This is a genomic window from Neobacillus sp. NRS-1170 (assembly GCF_050468025.1).
This window is the reverse complement of the sequence record NZ_JBITPF010000069.1, coordinates 40316-58459: the sequence shown is the minus strand read 5'-3', so window position 1 is coordinate 58459 and position 18144 is coordinate 40316. Positions and strand designations below refer to the sequence as shown.

Genomic DNA, 18144 nt, shown 5'->3' with positions numbered 1-18144 from the left:
ATGATTTTATTTTTAGCAGGCACAAGTGATGCGAGAGCATTAGCCATTCAATTGCAAAATCAAGGCTATCCTTTATTAGCAACAGTTGTCACAGAATCTGCAGCCGAAAGTTTAAATGCCCACCATATTCCTTATCAAGTAGGGCGGTTATCAGTTGATGACATGCTGGCGCTTATTCAGAAGCAAAAGATGTCCTGTGTCATCGATGCCAGCCATCCATATGCGGAAGAAGCGTCGAAAACCGCAATGGCAGCAGCACAAGCATTTGATATTCCCTATATTCGTTATGAAAGGCCAGAAGAACAGTTTATTTCTCCACTAATTACAGAAGTTGAAAGTTATGAAGAAGCAGCTAAATTAGCTCAATCTCATAAAGGAACGATTATGCTGACAACAGGCAGCAAAACGTTGGAAATATTTACGAAATATTTAATGCGCGATGAAATTCGGCTTATTTGTAGAATGCTTCCAAATATAGGGAACATGGAAAAGTGCCATACGTTAGGCATTAAACAAAAGGACATAATTGCGATGCAGGGTCCATTTTCGGAATCATTAAATAAAGCACTATGTGAGCAATATAATGTGACTCTAATGATTACAAAAGAAAGCGGCAAAGTGGGATCTGTAGATGAAAAAATGACAGCTGCTCTGCAATTAGGGATTCCTGTCATTTTAATAAAGCGGCCAGCGATTGAATATGAAAATTTTTGTACTTCTTTCGAAGAAGTAACTCTACTATTGGGAGGTTTTATTCATGGCAAACATGAACTTTAATACAAAATTTATTCCTGTAACGGTCGATCCAGACAAGATTTATGATCACAGTTTCGCCATTATCAAAGAAGAGATGGGCGAACATTCATTTACAGATGAGCAATGGTTAGTTGTTCGGCGGGTGATTCACGCTTCAGCAGATTTTGAATTAGGCCGCAGCATGATTTTTACGCCTGATGCCATTGAGGCAGGGATTCAATCCATTTTAGCGGGCCGTCATGTAGTGGCGGATGTACAAATGATTGAAAGTGGTTCTGGCCGCAAGCGATTCCAAAAGCATGGCGGTGACTTGCATTGTTATATTGCAGATGAAGATGTCTCAAAGGAAGCAAAGTCTCAAGGAACAACACGGGCTATTATTTCCATGCAAAAAGCAACGCGTTTACAAGAAGGAGGAATTTATGCCATTGGGAATGCGCCAACCGCGCTGCTGGAGTTAATTCGTTTAATTAAAGAAGGTGAGGCAAAACCGGATTTAATTATTGGAATGCCAGTTGGCTTCGTATCAGCAGCAGAGTCGAAAGAGGAGTTAGCATTGCTGGAAGGAATTCCATTTATTACGAACGCAGGGAGAAAGGGTGGCAGTACAGTGACAGTCGCTGCACTTAATGCCATTTCGATTATGGCGGATGAACGAGCAAAAGAAACGAAATAAAAAAGACCCTTCACAAATGCGCCACGGCTATACGACAGGAGCTTGTGCAACAGCGATGACAAAGGCAGCATTGCAAGCTCTTGTCGTAGGAAAGGTACCAGATGAAGTCACGATTTATTTACCGGCTGGCCAGTATGCAACATTTAAAGTATCCGCATTTCAAGTGTCAGAAGACAGGGTAATGTGCGAAACGATCAAAGATGCCGGGGACGATCCTGATGCTACGCATCAAGCAAGAATTCAGAGTACCGTTCGTTATTCAAAAGAGAAAGGCATTCATTTAGATGGCGGGGTTGGTGTAGGGCGAGTGACAAAAGCGGGACTACCTGTACCAGTTGGTCAAGCAGCGATAAACCCCGTACCACGTAAAATGATATATGGGGTTGTACAAGAAGCAATTGAAAACTTTAAATTGGATAGCGGAATTGAAGTAATCATTTCAGTACCAGATGGTGAAGAAATTGCTGAAAAAACATTGAATGGGCGTTTAGGCATTATCGGCGGAATTTCGATATTAGGGACACGGGGAACAGTGGTTCCATTTTCAAGTTCTGCTTATATGGCAAGTATCGTACAAGCGATTAATGTAGCAAAAGAATCAGGATGTGAGCATTTAGTCATTACAACGGGTGGGCGCAGTGAAAAATATGCAATGCAGCAATATCCTCATTTACCAGAAGAAGCATTTATAGAAATGGGCGATTTTGTTGGTTTTACTTTAAAAAATATTGCACGGAAGAAGATTCCGAGAGTCTCGTTAGTAGGGATGATGGGGAAGTTCTCAAAAGTTGCCCAAGGCGTTATGATGGTTCACTCAAAAAGTGCACCTATTAGCTTTGAGTTTTTAGCAGGTATTGCCAATAAAGCAGGTGTTGATGGGGAGACGCAGCGAGAAATTTTACAGGCGAATACAGCTTCACAGGTTGGAGATATGCTTCAGGGAAACGAGGCATTCTTTGCAGCGCTTTGCAAAAACTGCTGCTACTATGCTTTGAATCATATGAATACTGACATCAAAGTGTCGACAACCTTGTATGCCATGAATGGAGACTGTTTAGGAAAGGCTGAGAATATTGACAAATTGGATGAAGATGATTGGTATAGGGGATAATGGCGCGGAAGGATTGCTCCCCCAATATGCTGAGTGGATCAATGAATGTGATGTACTTGTAGGCGGGGAGCGTCATTTGCAATTTTTCCCGGAATTTAATAAAGAGAAAAAAGTAATCAAAGGCGGTTTGTCAGCATTAACAGCTGAATTACAGCAAGAAACACGGAATGTCGTTATTTTAGTGTCCGGCGATCCGCTATTTTATGGACTTGGCGGTGTACTTGCGAAGAAGCTTCCATTAACAATTTTTCCTTATACCAGCTCGGTACAGCTCGCTTTTTCTAAAATGCAGGAAAGCTGGCAGGATGCGTATATTGTCAGCTTACATGGTCGTTCCATTAAAGGGTTTGCACAAAGAATTGATGGACGTAAAAAAATTGCTGTTTTAACAGATGAAACGAATTCTCCGCAGGCAATTGCAACGTATTTAAAGCGTTTTGGCATGACAGAATATGATGCCTTCGTTGCTGAAAATCTACAAGGTGAAAACGAGCGCTGCCGCTGTTTCACATTGGACGAAATGGAGCAATCCTCCTTTTTTCCATTGAATGTTGTGATTTTAAAACAGCGTGAGGTAGTGGAACGGTCTTCTCTTGGAATTCCGGATGATGCATTTCTTCAGCGAAAGCCAGATAAAGGATTGATTACTAAAAGAGAAATTCGGACTCTTTGTCTACAGGAGTTAGGACTTAAGGAAAATAGCATTGTTTGGGATATAGGAACCTGCACAGGATCTGTTGCGATTGAAGCAGCGAAAATGGCTCGGGAAGGTGCCGTGTATGCCATTGAAAAAAATGTTGGTGACCTTGAAAACTGCCTGGAAAATCAATTAAAACATCGTACAGATTTTGTTGCAGTGCTTGGGAAGGCACCTGACCGTCTAGATGAATTTCCAGATCCACATGCGATTTTTATTGGCGGTAACGGTGGAAATATGGAGCATTTATTGCAAACATGTATTTCACGCTTACAGCCAAAGGGACGCCTTGTTATGAATATTGCAACGATCGAAAATCTGGCAGAAGCGCTGCAGCATCTAAAAATATTAGGCTGTGAAGTATCGATATTACAGGCACAAATTTCAAAAAGTAAGCCAATCTTAAATTTAACACGTTTTGAACCGTTAAATCCAATCTATATAGTGACAGCAAAGAAAGGAAAAGAATTATGAGAATAGGAACCTTATTTGGATTAGGTGTTGGGCCAGGAGATCCAGAATTAATCACAGTAAAAGCATTTCGCAGATTGCAGGAAAGCCCGGTCATTGCTTATCCCAAAAAATTAAAGGGCAGTAAATCTTATGCCCATCGTATTGTTGAAGTTTATATTAACCCGGCAGAAAAAGAGATGCTCGGTTTGGTATTCCCCATGACAAAAGATGAAGATACTCTGCGTACTGAGTGGACAAAATCTGTGGAATCTATTTATAGCTATTTAAGTCAAGGAAAAGATGTAGCTTTTGTGACTGAAGGGGATCCGATGCTGTTTAGCACATTTATACATTTAATGAACTTAATGAAATCAATGTACCCTGATGTTCCAATTGAAACGGTAGCTGGCATTTCGTCTTTTAATGGTTCTGTTAATCGCTTAGGGATTGCATTGGCTGATGGTGATGACCATGTCGCCATGATTCCTGCTACGGAGGATATGGAAGAAATGCGCCGAGTAATTGAAAACCACGATGCGATCGTCTTTATCAAAGTAGCAAAAGTTATAGACGCAATGCTCGATCTACTGAAGGAAATGAATTTATTAGAAAAAACACATGTCGTTACAAAAGTTACATCTGATGAAGAGGTAATTTGGAAGATCAATGAACTACGGGGTGCAGAATTAAATTACTTGTCATGTATGGTGGTGCGCAAATAATGAAGAAAATTTGGATTATCGGAGCAGGTCCGGGAGATCCGGATTTAATCACGGTGAAAGGTATAAAGCTATTAAAAGAAGCAGATGTTGTGATGTATACTGATTCACTCGTAAGCGAAACGTTAGTAGCGGAAGCGAAGGAGTCGGCAGAAATTATCCGCACAGCAGGGATGCATCTTCAGGAAATGGTGGATTGTATTGTCGAGCGTGTCAATGCAGGCAAAAAGGTTGTACGTTTACATACAGGCGACCCGGCGATGTACGGTGCAACGATGGAGCAAGTGGCACTGCTGAAGCAGCATGATATTAGCTATGAAGTTGTTCCAGGTGTAAGTTCTGTTTTTGCATCTGCAGCAGCCGTTGGTGCAGAGTTGACGATTCCTGATTTAACTCAAACGCTCATTTTAACGCGTGCTGAAGGGCGTACACCTGTGCCAGAGCTTGAAAAATTAAAGGCACTGGCTAGCCATCACTGTACAATAGCCATGTTTTTAAGTGCGACTTTAACCAAGAAAATTACCAAAGAATTGCAGGCAGCAGGCTGGGCAGACGAAACACCAGTTGCTGTTGTGCAGCGTGCTTCTTGGCCTGACCAAAAAATTGTGCGGACAACACTGGCAGAATTAGATGAAGCAATGCGTGTCAATGGCATTCGCAAGCATGCGATGATTCTAGCAGGCTGGGCGTTAGACCCGCATATCCATGAAAAAAATTATCGTTCGAAGCTCTACGATAAAACCTTTACTCATGGCTTCCGCAAAGGTGTGAAGGCAAATGATTAGTTTACGTGAAGGTGAAATTCCTGTTATTGTAAAGCGCAAACCATATGCCCTTGTTGCCATAACGAAACATGGGGTGGAACATGCAAGAAGCTACGCGGAAAAATTTCCGTATGTGGACCTTTACTATATGAAGAAATTCGAGCAGGGTGACGAAGAAACGCGCCAAATTCAGTTATTTGATGGTACGGTCCGCCTATTATTGCCCGCTTTGTTCCAGCAGTATAAAGGGATCATTTGTATCATTTCCCTTGGTGCTGTTGTTCGAATGATTGCTCCGCTTTTAATTGATAAAAAGAAAGATCCTGCAGTGTTAGTAGTGGATGATAAAGGTCAGTATGTTGTCAGCGTATTATCGGGGCATATTGGCGGTGCCAATGCCTTAACCCATGAATTTGCTAAAGCGATTGATGCTGCACCAGTTGTAACAACAGCTTCAGATGTTCAAAAAACGATCCCTGTGGATTTATTTGGCGCACAATTTGGGTGGATGTGGGATAGTGAAGAAAAATTAACACCTGTTAGTGCATCGGTTGTCAATGAAGAGCATGTTGCGATCGTGCAGGAAACGGGTGAAAAAAATTGGTGGATGTACGATCGCTCAATGCCTGACAATTTAAAAATTTATCCAACGATAGATGAAGCGATCATGGCAAAGCCACAAGCGGCACTGCTTATTACAGATCGTTTAATTGAGGCACATGAAAAGGTGCTGCTCGAGAACGGAGTTGTGTATCGTCCAAAATCAATTGTACTTGGCATTGGCTGTAATCGTGGTACGGCAATGGCAGAAATTGAACAAGTCATAGATGAAACATTAGCTGAGCTGTGTTTAAGTAAAAAAAGTGTCAAAGCAGTTGCGACCATCGACTTAAAGAAAAACGAAACAGGCCTGCTTGAATTAACTGCTAAACATAACTGGCCATTTGTAACTTACACACCTGACCAGCTAAATGAAATACCGATGCAAAACCCATCAGAAACAGTCTTTAAATATACAGGTGCATATGGGGTCAGTGAGCCGGCCGCAATGCATTATGCGAATGCGAAAGAGTTACTGCTGGAGAAAAAGAAAAGCGGAAATGTGACTATATCGATTGCACGCGTCAATTTTGAGGAGGAAGTACGATGAATCGATTTGTTCTAGCCGGCACAGGAAGCGGTGTTGGAAAAACAACATTCACAATCGGCATCATGCGTACGCTTATGAAGCGTGGATTAACAGTCCAGGGCTTTAAATGCGGCCCGGACTATATTGACCCAACGTATCATACAGCAGTCACAAAACGCCCTTCTCGTAATATTGATAGTTTCATGATGTCCCATGATACAGTCCGTGCAATTGTCGAAAGAGCGAGCCAAGATGCAGATGCAGCTATTATTGAAGGAGTGATGGGCTTTTATGATGGCAAATCCCCATTATCAAATGAAGGATCTGCTGCTCATATTAGTGAGATTACAAAAAGTCCCGTCATTTTAATTGTCAATGCAGCAAGTATGGCAAGAAGTGCGGCTGCGATTGTCAAAGGATTTCAAATGTTAGATGAAACCTCCAATATTGTTGGTATTATTGCCAATCAATTAGGAAGTAAAAGTCATTTTGAAATTGTCAAAGCTGCAATTGAACAAGAATGTAGAATTCCCGTCATTGGTTATTTGCCGAAAGGAGCTGTACCAATGATGCCAAGCCGTCATCTAGGTTTAGTACCAGCCATAGAACGTGGTGATTTAGATTCATATTTTGATAGTCTTGCAGAAGCAATCGAAGAAACAGTGGATGTTGAGCAACTGCTGGAAATTACAAAAACACAATCATTAGAGGTTTCTGAATCTATCTTCGATGTACAGCCGCAAAGACACGAAGTACATATTGCAGTTGCAAAGGATGCCGCCTTTAACTTCTATTATGAAGAAAATCTTGAATTACTCCGTACATATGGTGCCACATTGCATTACTTCTCTCCTTTACAAAATGAGGAAGTTCCAGAAAATGCGCAGGGGCTTTATATCGGCGGTGGTTTCCCGGAAGAGTTTGCAAAAATCTTGGCGAAAAATGAGGAAACGAAGCAATCAATAAGAGCCGCGCTTGAGCGAGGGGTGCCAACATTAGCGGAATGCGGCGGTTTTATGTATTTAACAGAGGAAATTGTGAATCGTCAAGGACAGGTATTCCCGATGCTCGGGATCATTCCAGGACGTGTGCGGATGCAAGATAAATTAGCGGCACTTGGATACAGGGAAATTACGGGTGTTCCAGGCAACTTTCTAATCAATGCAGAGGAGCAGGCAAAAGGGCATGAGTTCCATTACTCAACGTATGAAGGGGAGCATACATCACCAGCTTATTTTAGTAAAGGCCGTTTTCGTGCTCAGCAGGAAGGGTATCTACATAAAAATATAGTTGCTGGCTATACACACTTTCATTTTGCTTCGAATCCACAGCTTGTGAAAAATTGGCTGACAGCATGTTTGGAGGTAAACAATGAATTATTTCCCACTATTAATGAATATTGACTATAAAAAGGTTGTTATTGTTGGGGGCGGACATGTAGCTCGTCAAAAGGTAGAAGCGCTGCTGCCAACAAAGGCACTAGTAACAGTTATAAGCCCAGCTGTAACCGAAAAATTGCAGCAATACATCAATGAAGGGTTTGTGACATGGAAAGAAAAAGCATTTGTACCTGCTGATTTAGATGATGCAGCACTGATTTTCGCCGTTACAAATGACGAAGAGGTAAATAATGCAGTGGAAGAAGCGGCACAGCATTGGCAATTACTCAGCCGTGCGGATGCAAAAGGACGTGTTGATTTCATCAATCCAGCAGTCGTTCGCCGTGGTGATTTCGTATTGACTGTATCGACCTCCGGAGCAAGTCCAGGCCTGACACGCCAAGTAAAGACGGATTTAGAAGAGCAATTTGGAGTACATTACGCGCAGTATGTTTCATTTTTAAAGGAAGCGCGTCAGCGAATTTTACAATTGTTTTCGGGGGATGCGAAAAAACAGCTATTAGCAGAGCTCCTGGATCCACAGTTATTACAATGGATGGAGCAAGGTGAAAAACAAAAATGTGAAGCGTGGCTGCAGCAGCGTATAGGAGAAAATCGGTGAGAATGCTGATTTAGTGTCAACGATTGATGCCACAAAACATTATTATGTTGATCAGAATGTCAAAGCGATGAAGGGGCTTGAGTTTTAAGCACCCAGGACGCCATGTTTAAATCACAAACTGGCACCCAATTCACCAGAGAAGGATTGTCCATTTATGTTGTCGAGATTGAGGAGAAAATTCAATGATAAAAGGTTCCCCTTTACAATTTGATTTTGAAAAGCTGTGGAAAGAAGGCATGTTAGACTGGCATGGCAAGATGCCAGAAAGAATGATCGATGATGTACTGGAAGAAGCCTATTGGGCTCAGTCCATGAAGAAAAAAACATACAAGCAAACAGATAACTATGCAAAAAAAATTTACGAAAAAATGAAACAACATATCCCTCAAAATTCAACTTGTATTGAAATTGGGCCGGGATGGGGCAACTACACCTTCCAACTCCATCAAGATGTCAAAGGTTTAACTTTAGTGGATGGTTCTGAAAGTGTGCTTGCTTATTTAAAACAATACTTTGAAAACGATACAAATGTTCAGTTCGTTCATAGTAAATGGGAAGAAGCGCAAATTGAGCAGCATGATTTTGTTATTGGGGTGAACTGCTTTTATCGTATGTATGAAATGAATGCGGCGCTGAAAAAAATGAACTGTCTTGCCAAAAAGCGCGCCATCATTGGTTTAACAACAGGACCTATTCAACCGCATTACGTTATTTTAGATGAGCAGTTTGGCTATGACATTAAACATCCTCGCCGTGATTATATTACCATCGTCAATATGCTGTATCAGTTAGGGATTTATGCAAATTGTGAAATGCTTAAGCTAGAGCGTGAGTATCGTTATGATACATTGCAGCAATTATATGAAGCACAGAGCAAAAAAATCTTATCACCTCGGTTTGATATGGCACATGTGAAAGCATCACTCGCACGCTTTATAGCAATGGAGGATGGCCAGTATGTATACCGTTACCCATTCTATGCTGCAATCATTAGTTGGGAGCCTGTAAAGTTACATGACTAAGTTTCGTTTTGACATTACTAAAAGGGGCTTTAATTGGGGGCACTGTTGATAAAACAAATAGACATAGTGGTTACAAGATGATGGGAGAGGGGAGGTCGCTTTATGACAACATGGAATTTAACGCAAATGCAGCGTCATTTACTCATTTGCAATGGGGCAACCTGTATGGGAGCAGGAGCTGAGGAGGTCACGCAGCAAATTCGAGACGAAATCCGGAAAAATCGTTTAGATGAGCATATTCATACATCGCGTACAAGATGTAACGGCCGGTGTAAAGATAAATGCGTCGTAATTGATTACCCAAAAGGGACATGGTATTCGGTTCAACATGAAGAAACTGCACGTGATATTGTTCATGATGAAGTTAAAGAAGATGCAATCATTTATTCAATGGAGCACGGTGTGCGGAAACGCAGCGGAGATCGCATAAAAGGAATTGAAAAATACAAGAAAGGTAATGGACCGATGAAAAAAGCTGTATTATTTGTTGGACATGGAAGCAGGCGGGAGGCAGGGAATATAGAAGTTCGCGAATTTGTCGGGCAAATGAAAGAATACATTGATCCAGCCCTTTTAGTAGAAACATGTTTTTTAGAATTTGCATCACCAAATATTGAGGATGGGATCCAGTTGTGTGTTGAAAAAGGTGCAGATGAAATCCATGTAATTCCCATCATTTTATTACATGCAGGACACTCAAAACTGCACATTCCTGCAGAGATTGAACATGCTAAAGAGCATTTCCCAGATGTTCGATTTACTTATGGCCAAACGATAGGTGTTCATGAGGAAGTTTTTGAAATTTTAAAAACAAGACTTGCTGAAGCAGGTTTTGATGTAGATCAAAAACATGAGGATACGGCTATTTTATTAATTGGACGTGGCGGCAGCGATGCATATGCTAATGGTGATTTTTATAAAATCAGCAGATTATTGTGGGAGAAATTAAATGTACCTATCGTTGAAAGTGCCTTTATGGGGGTAACGACGCCAACTGTGCAGGATGGGATGGAACGCTGTATAAAATTAGGCGCAAAAAAAATTATCATGCTCCCGTATTTTTTATTTACGGGAATTTTAATGGAAAGAATGAATAAAATGGCCGATCAGTTTAAAGAAACTTACCCGCATGTAACAATTGATATAGCTCAGTATTTTGGCTATCATCCAAAGTTAAGAACAGTACTGTTAGAACGTATGAATCAGGCCATAAACGGTACATCCACTGGAATGCAAGATTTAGAAAATTTCCGTAAATATGCGGAAGAACATGGGTATGAACATCATCATCACCATAATTAGATGTAAGGAGTTCAAAGAAAATGGCTAAAGCTCTTCCACTTATGTTTCAAGGTACCAATTCGGATGTCGGCAAAAGTGTTGTCGTGACCGCCTTTTGCCGGATTTTCGCCCAGGACGGATATAAAACGGTTCCGTTCAAATCACAAAATATGGCGTTAAATTCCTATATCACAGTGGATGGAAAAGAAATCGGCAGAGCACAGGGAGTTCAGGCCGAAGCCGCAGGGATTAAGGCAACCACCGATATGAATCCGATTCTATTAAAGCCGAACCGGGATAACCAATCCCAAATAGTGGTCCATGGTAAACCATATAAGAATATGGAAGCAGGAAGGTACCGCCGGGAATTCTTTCAAACGGGATTGGAACTGATTCAACAATCACTGTCCACCCTGTCCCAAAATTATGAACGGATTGTCATTGAAGGGGCTGGCAGTCCGGCCGAGATTAATCTGAATGACCGGGAAATGGTTAATATGCGGGTCGCCAAAATGGCGGATGCCCCAGTGATCCTAATTGGGGATATCGAAAAAGGCGGAGTGTTTGCTAGTTTAGTAGGAACCCTTCAGCTGATGGAACCAGAGGACCGCAATCGAGTGATTGGCGTAATCATCAATAAATTCCGCGGCGATCTCCGCCTGCTTGAATCCGGATTAACGTGGTTTGAGGAGTATACAGGTAAACCAGTTCTCGGCGTGATTCCTTACATAGAGAATCTAAATATTGATGCCGAGGATTCCGTAATTTTAAATCAATATACAGCCACTCAAAATACTGAAAAAGAATTGGATATCGCGGTGATTCAGTATCCGAAAATCTCCAATTTCACCGATATCGACCCGTTTTTTGTTGAGCCGGATTGTCATGTCCGTTTCATAACGAGAGCGGATCAATTACACTATCCAGATTTAGTCATTCTCCCCGGCAGTAAGAATACAATTGAAGATTTGCTGTTTTTAAGAAAGAGCGGCATCGCTCAAAAAATAGCAGAATTACAGAAAAAGAAACAAACCGTTCTATTCGGGATCTGCGGCGGCTATCAAATGCTTGGTGATAAAATTGAGGATCCGTTAGCGATCGAGTCGCTCCATCAAGCAATCGAAGGCCTTCAGTTACTCCCAATTGAAACGACCATTACGAAAGAAAAGACGACGATCCTATCAAATGGGACGTTGCATCTTTTTGGAAAAAACTTTCATGTGACAGGTTACGAGATTCATATGGGTGAAACCGTGGCAGCAGGAGCGTCCCAAGGGCTTATTTTTACAAATGAAAAATGGGATGGCTGCCATTCTTCAGACGAAACCATCATTGGCACATATTTTCATGGGATATTCCATAATGATGAATTTCGTGAGGAATTGCTTAATCAGGTCCGCCGCAAAAAGGGATTGGAGCCCATCCACAAGCGCCCATCTTTTAACCAATTACGGGAAGAAGCGTTTGACCGGCTGGCAGAACATGTAAGGGTACACGTTAAACTGGATGTTATTGAACATTTAATGAAGGATTACCAAAAAAAGGGGGATCACCCAATGAATAGCGTAATTACAGCAATCCAGCCACTTGATAGAGAAATGGGACAGCAAGTTGGTGAGTATATCGATACTTTAACCAAACCTCCGGGCAGTTTGGGGAGATTAGAGGAATTAGCCATTCATCTGTCGGAAATGACATCTGAAGCCTTCCCGGTCGTGTCGCCGCCCGGTGTGATCGTTTTTGCCGCTGATCATGGCGTAGTCGAAGAAGGGGTGTCAGCTTTCCCGCAGGAAGTAACCGTGCAAATGGTCATGAACTTTTTAAACAGTGGTGCGGCCATCAATGTCTTTAGCAAACAAATCGGAGCCATGTTTGAAGTAGTTGATATCGGTGTGGCAGCAGATATTAAGGCAGACGGGTTTGTGAATCGGAAAATTCGCTATGGTACCAACAATTTTTGCCACCAGGATGCAATGACAAGAGAAGAGGCCGAACAAGCCATCGCCGTTGGCTATGAACGGGCGGAACAGATGATTCAAAAGGGAATCAAATGCCTAATTGTTGGTGAAATGGGGATAGGCAATACGACGCCAAGCAGTGCGATTGCAGCATTTTTAAGCGGACAGGATATCGGTGCTCTTGTCGGCCGAGGAACAGGGATTGCACAAGAAAAAGTTCATCATAAACAAGAGGTCATCACACGGGCAATAAAGGAAAGAAACCCTGACCGGAAGGATCCCATCGATATCTTAGCAAAAATTGGCGGTTTGGAAATTGCCGGGATGACAGGTGCAATGCTCTCCGCCGCTCGAAACCGGATTCCGATATTGGTAGATGGGTTTATTTGCACGATTGCAGCTCTTTTGGCAAGGGAAATTTGTGAGACAGCAGCGGAGTATATGATTGTCGGTCATCGTTCCGTCGAGCCTGGACATGAAATTGCTCTGCAGTTATTAGGCAAGAAGCCACTACTTGATTTAGATTTGCGGCTAGGCGAAGGAAGCGGGGCAGCAGTGGCCTTTCCTATCTTACAATCAGCGACCTTAATGCTGAAAGAAATGGCCACCTTTGCATCGGCTGGAATTTCAAAAGAGTAATGTAGGAAAGGAGCGAGAAAATGACAAATGGAAAAGTGTACCTTGTTGGTGCGGGACCGGGAGACCCTAAGCTGATTACAGTGTATGGGATGGAGTGTATCCAGCAGGCGGATGTGATTTTATATGACCGTTTAGTAAATGAGGAACTGCTGAAATATGCTAAGGCGGAGGCAGAGCTGATATTTTGCGGAAAACAGCCAGGAAAACATCAGATCATTCAAGATCAAATTCACCAGCTGTTAATTGAAAAAGCCAGTCAGGGCAAGACGGTTACTAGATTAAAAGGAGGCGATCCCTGTATTTTCGGCCGTGTCGGTGAAGAAGCGGAAATTCTTGCGGACCATGGGATCCGCTATGAAATAGTGCCGGGGATTACAGCTGGTATTGCAGCGCCTGCATATGCTGGAATTCCCGTTACCCACCGCGATTTCGCTTCCTCCTTCGCGTTCGTCACGGGCCATAGCAGAGCTGAAAAGGATGAGGATCAATTAAATTGGCCAGCCCTCGCTCAAGGAATCGATACGATTGCCTTTTATATGGGAATTGGGAATTTACCCTATATTGTCTCGAAATTAATCGAAAACGGAAAAAGCCCTAATACGAAAGCCGCCATCATCCAATGGGGAACGACGGCCAAGCAAAAGACGGTGACCGGAAGTTTAAAGGATATCGAAGTCCGGGCCCTTGAAGCAGGGATTACTCATCCAGCGATTGTTCTGGTGGGCGATGTAGTCGGCCTGCGCGAGAAATTACGCTGGTTTCAAGAAGCAGAAGAAAAGCAAGAAGTAGGAATAGGGGGGAAATAAGATGTCGATTATAGCGGAAATCAAAAATCGAAGAGCGATCCGTGATTATGCAGCTCGAGAGGTCGAAGACGAAAAGATTCACACTTTATTAGAAGCAGCGACTTGGGCACCGAATGACCGGATGAGGGAACCATGGGGCTTTTATGTGATTAAAGGCGAAGCAAAAAAACGTTATGAAGCGTTGGCCTATGAATATCTACAGGAACGCTTTCCAACAAAACCAAATTTAATCGAAAGCTCCTTAAAGGTACTAAAAACCACACCGGTTCATATTGTCGTTACCGCTGACATTGTTCCGGGCGATGAAGAGGCATCTGCCGATAATGAATATGCCGTATGCTGTGCGATCCATTCGATGTGGCTTGCCGCTAAAGAATTAGGATTAGGTCTGGTCTGGCGGACAAGGGGCGTCGGACTTGTTCGCGACCAACGAATGTATGAGTTTATTGGCTCACCAGAAAACAAGAAAATAATTGGAAATTTGTTTATCGGTTATCCCGATCCAGAAGTAATAAAAAAGGCGAAGGTGCCAGCCCGGACATCCTATGAAGAAAAAACAGTCTGGCTGTAACGAGGAGTGAAACGGATGGAAGAGGTAACAGAAAACAAAGCAAAGAGCGGTCTTACATTAGTTTATACCGGTGATGGAAAAGGGAAAACGACTGCAGCCCTTGGACTTGCTGTCCGAGCCGCCGGACGAGGGAAACGGGTGCTGATGATTCAATTTATCAAATCGCCTGATCGAACATATGGGGAAAAAATTACGTTCGAAAAATTAGGGATTGAAATCGTGCAGACAGGAGTCGGCTTTACGTGGACGAAAACACCGGATGAACATCGGGAAGCCCTAAAAACAGCGTGGGCTTTTACAAAAGAAAAGGTACAGTTTGGCGGTTATGATGTTGTCATTTTAGATGAACTAAATAATGCCCTCGCAATTGATAAATTCCCGATAGACGATGTCCTTCCGTTAACAGAAGTCCTAGAGTTGATTAAGCAGCGCCCTAAGGGGATGCATCTGGTGATTACCGGACGGTCAGCAAAAGAGGAAATCATCGCTTGCGCGGATTTAGTAACCGAAATGAGGCCCGTTAAGCATTATTATAACGAAGGAATTCCTGCCGTGAAGGGAATTGAGTTTTAATGGTCTATATTGAAAAATTTGGACATGGCGGCGATTTACTGACGGCCCGACAGTTGTTCGGTAAAGATTCTGCTCAGCTGTTAGATTTCAGTGCGAATATCAATCCACTCGGTCCACCTCCTAGTGTAATGGAGTTGATAAAGGAGCAACTGGAGTCGATCGTCCATTATCCCGATCCCGCCCATCGTGTTCTCAAACAAAAGCTGGCAGATAAGCACTCCGTTTCACCAGAAATGATTTTGATTGGAAACGGGGCAGCAGAGTGTATCGCCCTTGCGATTTTAGGCTTGCAGCCAGAAACAGTCGGTGTCATCTATCCGTGTTTTTCGGAATATGAACAGCTTGCTAGAGTTTATGGGGCAAGCATCAACCCATTGTTTGGCAGGGAAGAAAATGATTTTAAACCGGATCGATCGGAAATTCTTCAATTAATAGCGAACACCGATCTTGTATTTGTTGGACATCCCAACAATCCCACTGGTGTCACGTATTCGAAAGAAGAACTTGTCGAGATGGCAGAACATGCAGAGAAGACCAATACATATTTGATCATAGACGAGGCATTTATTGATTTTCTTCCAATCGAAACACGAATCACGCTGCTTGAGGATTTGCAATGTTGGAAACAGGTAATCCTGGTTCGCTCGATGACTAAGTTCTATGCGATCCCTGGTCTCCGGCTGGGGTACATGGTGGCCGATCCAACCCTGATTTTAAACCTGCAGGCGAAACAAGTAACTTGGAGTGTCAACCAAATGGCCCTATTGGCTGGTGAAGCGGTCCTGAACGAAAAGGTATACGAGGAAGCAACGATTACACTGATTCAGGAGCAAAGGAGCTATGTCAAACTAGCCATTGAAGAGAAGATTGGGTGGAAGGTTTTTCCGGGACAAGCGAATTTTCTGTTAGTTAGGATAAAAGCTGACATCACGGCGGCTGAATTACAGTGGCGCATGGGTCATAAAGGAATCTTAATACGCTCCTGTGCCATGTACCCGGGGCTAACAGATCAGGATTTTCGGATTGCGATTCGAACAGAAGAAGAAAATCAATGCTTGATTCAAGCCTTAATTGAAGTAAGCAAAGAGGGGAATCCATCATGTCCTTAACCTATGTCACTGGAGGAATTCGCTCCGGAAAGAGTGAATTTGCGGAACGCTTGGCTTTCAGTCATGCAGGCAGAGTCCTTTATGTTGCATTCGGGGTTCAAACCGATCAAGAAATGGAAAAAAGAATTGATAGCCATAAGAAGCGGCGCCCAAGTGAATGGGGCGTATTAGAAGAGCCGAACGAACTCACTTCCGTTCAAACCGTCTATCAAGACTACGATGTCATTTTAGTTGATTGTATTTCTTCGTGGCTGTCCAATCATTGCATCTGGTTAACAGAGCAGGAACTGAAGGAAGAAAACAAGAAAACCAGTTTAATAGAGGAAGTGGAACTTTGGATTAAGGGAATACAAGAAAATCATCAGCATGTGATTGTCGTTTCGAATGAGGTAGGTCTAGGCGGTGTCGCGTTATCGTCCTTGGGGCGTTTTTTTCAGGATGTTCTAGGAAAAATCAATCAATTAATGGCAACTGAAGCAGATGAAGCTTACGCCGTCTTTTCCGGTCTGCCACTGAGGCTGAAATAATGAAGGCGTTCTTAGCAGCTCTGATGTTCCTCACGCGCATTCCTGTTCCGAAGATAGACGTTTCAAATACAGATTGGAAAAAAAGCCCAGTTTATTTTCCGTTGATCGGTTTGTTGATTGGCGGCTTGTTATGGTTGGCTATGATTGGAGTTGGAAAGTTGTTTCTAACCCCTGTCAGTGCATTTTTAATTGTTCTCGTCTGGATATGGATCACAGGTGGTTTACATATCGATGGCTGGATGGATTTAGCGGATGGATTGGGCAGCAATCGAAGCCGTGAGCAAATGCTCGAAATCATGAAGGATAGCCGCGTGGGTGCAATGGGTGTGATTGCTGCGATCTGCTTAATGGCAGGCAAAATCGTCGCGGTGTATGAAGTAGTTGAACTTCATGAGCCATCGATTCTTGTTTTAAGCCCATGGATGGCTCGATTTTTGCTCATTTGTGCAATCAAATTCTGGCCGTATCGAAACGAGTCAGGACTTGGATCCGGTCTATCAGCCTTTTTATCGTACCCTATTATGTTGATCCATCTGATTTTGATTTTGGTGATTAGCTTTTGGGCAGCAGGATTAACCGGGATTGTGCTGTTATTCATGACGAGCCTTCTGACGTTACTGTTTATTTTAAACATTTACAGGAAATTAAACATGCTAACAGGGGATTGCTATGGTGCCATTGTAGAATGGAGCGAATGTGTCTCTCTATTTCTGGCCTTGGCGATTTGGAGGCTGATGGGATGAGAATCATTATAGTCAGGCACGGCGAAACGAATGAAAATGCAGCAAGACGTTATCTAGGACATTATGATGCAGCATTAAATCAACAGGGACGGAAGCAGCTAAAGGACTTGAGCGAGATTTTAAGAAGGACAGAAACTCAACCGATCTCTGCCATCTATACTAGTGATCTAATAAGGGCCGTCGAAAGTGCTCAGTTGATTGGAAATGAATTTCAGTTAATACCATTACCGATAATTGCCCTTAGAGAATTACACTTCGGTGAATTTGACTGCAAGACCTATGAAGAAATTAGGCAGAAAGATCAAGAAAGACTCGAGAGGTGGATTCGCAATCCCTATTTGGTCGGTCCTCCAAATGGAGAGACACTGCTGCAGTTGGGGGAAAGGGTCGATGATTGGTTGGAGACCATTTTAAATACTGAAAAACCAGCTGGAACGATTGTCATCGTTAGTCATGGGGGGCCCATTCGATGGTTTCTAAGTAAATGGGTCAAAGGTGATTCAAACGAATTTTGGAACGTCGAAGGACTCGGACATGGAAAAGCTATGGTGATGGAGTGGCATGACCAGACGAAGTTGTTTACGATATCAAATTAATGATAAGAGCGAG

General features: G+C 42.7%; 19 protein-coding genes and 2 pseudogenes. All 21 read left to right on the top strand.

Translation table 11 applies throughout. The features are described from left to right. On the top strand, nucleotides 1-777 hold the full coding sequence (gene cobK / locus ACIFOT_RS25560; RefSeq protein ID WP_430069619.1) for a precorrin-6A reductase: 777 nt from the start codon (nucleotides 1-3) through the stop codon (nucleotides 775-777). Beyond that, complete coding sequence (locus ACIFOT_RS25555) at nucleotides 758-1432, top strand: precorrin-8X methylmutase (protein ID WP_430069616.1); 675 nt, start codon at nucleotides 758-760, stop codon at nucleotides 1430-1432. The genes cobK and ACIFOT_RS25555 overlap by 20 nt, the downstream gene beginning before the upstream one ends. Continuing rightward, nucleotides 1407-2543 carry a cobalt-precorrin-5B (C(1))-methyltransferase gene (locus ACIFOT_RS25550; RefSeq protein ID WP_430069613.1) on the top strand — a complete coding sequence of 379 codons (1137 nt, stop codon included), beginning with the start codon at nucleotides 1407-1409 and terminating at the stop codon, nucleotides 2541-2543. Before ACIFOT_RS25555 ends, ACIFOT_RS25550 begins: the two co-directional genes overlap by 26 nt. Next, nucleotides 2518-3714 carry a precorrin-6y C5,15-methyltransferase (decarboxylating) subunit CbiE gene (gene cbiE, locus ACIFOT_RS25545; RefSeq protein ID WP_430069698.1) on the top strand — a complete coding sequence of 399 codons (1197 nt, stop codon included), beginning with the start codon at nucleotides 2518-2520 and terminating at the stop codon, nucleotides 3712-3714. The genes ACIFOT_RS25550 and cbiE overlap by 26 nt, the downstream gene beginning before the upstream one ends. Continuing rightward, nucleotides 3711-4415, top strand: coding sequence for a precorrin-2 C(20)-methyltransferase (gene cobI / locus ACIFOT_RS25540; protein ID WP_430069609.1), 705 nt, complete (start codon nucleotides 3711-3713; stop codon nucleotides 4413-4415). The genes cbiE and cobI overlap by 4 nt, the downstream gene beginning before the upstream one ends. Further along, nucleotides 4415-5197 (top strand): precorrin-4 C(11)-methyltransferase, encoded by a 783-nt coding sequence (gene cobM, locus ACIFOT_RS25535; protein ID WP_430069606.1) that lies wholly within the window; start codon nucleotides 4415-4417, stop codon nucleotides 5195-5197. Before cobI ends, cobM begins: the two co-directional genes overlap by 1 nt. Further along, nucleotides 5190-6326, top strand: coding sequence for a cobalt-precorrin 5A hydrolase (locus ACIFOT_RS25530; RefSeq protein ID WP_430069603.1), 1137 nt, complete (start codon nucleotides 5190-5192; stop codon nucleotides 6324-6326). The genes cobM and ACIFOT_RS25530 overlap by 8 nt, the downstream gene beginning before the upstream one ends. After that, entirely contained in the window at nucleotides 6323-7708 is a 1386-nt protein-coding gene (locus ACIFOT_RS25525) for a cobyrinate a,c-diamide synthase (protein WP_430069600.1), read from the top strand. Before ACIFOT_RS25530 ends, ACIFOT_RS25525 begins: the two co-directional genes overlap by 4 nt. After that, nucleotides 7677-8306 (top strand): precorrin-2 dehydrogenase/sirohydrochlorin ferrochelatase family protein, encoded by a 630-nt coding sequence (locus ACIFOT_RS25520; protein WP_430069597.1) that lies wholly within the window; start codon nucleotides 7677-7679, stop codon nucleotides 8304-8306. Before ACIFOT_RS25525 ends, ACIFOT_RS25520 begins: the two co-directional genes overlap by 32 nt. A 4-nt stretch (nucleotides 8307-8310) precedes the next feature. Further along, nucleotides 8311-8394, top strand: a pseudogene (locus ACIFOT_RS25515) (cob(I)yrinic acid a,c-diamide adenosyltransferase); the annotation flags it as partial. Nucleotides 8395-8488: 94 nt separating this feature from the next. Then, on the top strand, nucleotides 8489-9328 hold the full coding sequence (locus ACIFOT_RS25510) for a methyltransferase domain-containing protein (protein ID WP_430069594.1): 840 nt from the start codon (nucleotides 8489-8491) through the stop codon (nucleotides 9326-9328). A gap of 102 nt (nucleotides 9329-9430) precedes the next feature. Further along, a complete protein-coding gene (locus tag ACIFOT_RS25505) occupies nucleotides 9431-10630 on the top strand; it encodes a CbiX/SirB N-terminal domain-containing protein (protein ID WP_430069591.1) in 1200 nt (399 codons plus the stop codon). Between the two features lie 20 nt (nucleotides 10631-10650). Next, nucleotides 10651-12153 (top strand): annotated as a pseudogene (locus tag ACIFOT_RS25500) (cobyric acid synthase); the annotation flags it as partial. Further along, nucleotides 12133-13206, top strand: a complete 1074-nt coding sequence (gene cobT / locus ACIFOT_RS25495; protein WP_430069695.1) for a nicotinate-nucleotide--dimethylbenzimidazole phosphoribosyltransferase — start codon at nucleotides 12133-12135, stop codon at nucleotides 13204-13206. The pseudogene ACIFOT_RS25500 and the gene cobT, both read left to right, overlap by 21 nt. Before the next feature lie 20 nt (nucleotides 13207-13226). Further along, on the top strand, nucleotides 13227-14012 hold the full coding sequence (gene cobA / locus ACIFOT_RS25490) for a uroporphyrinogen-III C-methyltransferase (RefSeq protein WP_430069588.1): 786 nt from the start codon (nucleotides 13227-13229) through the stop codon (nucleotides 14010-14012). Between the two features lies 1 nt (nucleotide 14013). Then, a complete protein-coding gene (locus ACIFOT_RS25485; protein ID WP_289983548.1) occupies nucleotides 14014-14583 on the top strand; it encodes a nitroreductase family protein in 570 nt (189 codons plus the stop codon). Nucleotides 14584-14598: 15 nt separating this feature from the next. Further along, nucleotides 14599-15156 (top strand): cob(I)yrinic acid a,c-diamide adenosyltransferase, encoded by a 558-nt coding sequence (cobO, locus tag ACIFOT_RS25480; protein WP_430069585.1) that lies wholly within the window; start codon nucleotides 14599-14601, stop codon nucleotides 15154-15156. Continuing rightward, a complete protein-coding gene (gene cobD / locus ACIFOT_RS25475; protein ID WP_430069582.1) occupies nucleotides 15156-16265 on the top strand; it encodes a threonine-phosphate decarboxylase CobD in 1110 nt (369 codons plus the stop codon). Before cobO ends, cobD begins: the two co-directional genes overlap by 1 nt. Then, nucleotides 16256-16792 (top strand): bifunctional adenosylcobinamide kinase/adenosylcobinamide-phosphate guanylyltransferase, encoded by a 537-nt coding sequence (gene cobU, locus ACIFOT_RS25470; protein WP_430069579.1) that lies wholly within the window; start codon nucleotides 16256-16258, stop codon nucleotides 16790-16792. The genes cobD and cobU overlap by 10 nt, the downstream gene beginning before the upstream one ends. Continuing rightward, the gene (gene cobS, locus ACIFOT_RS25465) at nucleotides 16792-17535 is read left to right on the top strand and encodes an adenosylcobinamide-GDP ribazoletransferase (protein ID WP_430069575.1); all 744 of its coding nucleotides are present in this window, start codon (nucleotides 16792-16794) and stop codon (nucleotides 17533-17535) included. The genes cobU and cobS overlap by 1 nt, the downstream gene beginning before the upstream one ends. After that, nucleotides 17532-18131 (top strand): histidine phosphatase family protein, encoded by a 600-nt coding sequence (locus ACIFOT_RS25460; protein WP_430069572.1) that lies wholly within the window; start codon nucleotides 17532-17534, stop codon nucleotides 18129-18131. The genes cobS and ACIFOT_RS25460 overlap by 4 nt, the downstream gene beginning before the upstream one ends. The last annotated feature ends 13 nt before the right edge of the window (nucleotides 18132-18144 follow it).

What these genes read in the sequence shown, in the direction of transcription:
- cobK (WP_430069619.1), top strand. Translation starts at nt 1, where the DNA reads ATGATTTTATTTTTAGCAGGCACAAGTGATGCGAGAGCATTAGCCATT.
- ACIFOT_RS25555 (WP_430069616.1), top strand. Translation starts at nt 758, where the DNA reads ATGGCAAACATGAACTTTAATACAAAATTTATTCCTGTAACGGTCGAT.
- ACIFOT_RS25550 (WP_430069613.1), top strand. Translation starts at nt 1,407, where the DNA reads ATGAACGAGCAAAAGAAACGAAATAAAAAAGACCCTTCACAAATGCGC.
- cbiE (WP_430069698.1), top strand. Translation starts at nt 2,518, where the DNA reads ATGAAGATGATTGGTATAGGGGATAATGGCGCGGAAGGATTGCTCCCC.
- cobI (WP_430069609.1), top strand. Translation starts at nt 3,711, where the DNA reads ATGAGAATAGGAACCTTATTTGGATTAGGTGTTGGGCCAGGAGATCCA.
- cobM (WP_430069606.1), top strand. Translation starts at nt 4,415, where the DNA reads ATGAAGAAAATTTGGATTATCGGAGCAGGTCCGGGAGATCCGGATTTA.
- ACIFOT_RS25530 (WP_430069603.1), top strand. Translation starts at nt 5,190, where the DNA reads ATGATTAGTTTACGTGAAGGTGAAATTCCTGTTATTGTAAAGCGCAAA.
- ACIFOT_RS25525 (WP_430069600.1), top strand. Translation starts at nt 6,323, where the DNA reads ATGAATCGATTTGTTCTAGCCGGCACAGGAAGCGGTGTTGGAAAAACA.
- ACIFOT_RS25520 (WP_430069597.1), top strand. Translation starts at nt 7,677, where the DNA reads ATGAATTATTTCCCACTATTAATGAATATTGACTATAAAAAGGTTGTT.
- ACIFOT_RS25510 (WP_430069594.1), top strand. Translation starts at nt 8,489, where the DNA reads ATGATAAAAGGTTCCCCTTTACAATTTGATTTTGAAAAGCTGTGGAAA.
- ACIFOT_RS25505 (WP_430069591.1), top strand. Translation starts at nt 9,431, where the DNA reads ATGACAACATGGAATTTAACGCAAATGCAGCGTCATTTACTCATTTGC.
- cobT (WP_430069695.1), top strand. Translation starts at nt 12,133, where the DNA reads ATGAAGGATTACCAAAAAAAGGGGGATCACCCAATGAATAGCGTAATT.
- cobA (WP_430069588.1), top strand. Translation starts at nt 13,227, where the DNA reads ATGACAAATGGAAAAGTGTACCTTGTTGGTGCGGGACCGGGAGACCCT.
- ACIFOT_RS25485 (WP_289983548.1), top strand. Translation starts at nt 14,014, where the DNA reads ATGTCGATTATAGCGGAAATCAAAAATCGAAGAGCGATCCGTGATTAT.
- cobO (WP_430069585.1), top strand. Translation starts at nt 14,599, where the DNA reads ATGGAAGAGGTAACAGAAAACAAAGCAAAGAGCGGTCTTACATTAGTT.
- cobD (WP_430069582.1), top strand. Translation starts at nt 15,156, where the DNA reads ATGGTCTATATTGAAAAATTTGGACATGGCGGCGATTTACTGACGGCC.
- cobU (WP_430069579.1), top strand. Translation starts at nt 16,256, where the DNA reads ATGTCCTTAACCTATGTCACTGGAGGAATTCGCTCCGGAAAGAGTGAA.
- cobS (WP_430069575.1), top strand. Translation starts at nt 16,792, where the DNA reads ATGAAGGCGTTCTTAGCAGCTCTGATGTTCCTCACGCGCATTCCTGTT.
- ACIFOT_RS25460 (WP_430069572.1), top strand. Translation starts at nt 17,532, where the DNA reads ATGAGAATCATTATAGTCAGGCACGGCGAAACGAATGAAAATGCAGCA.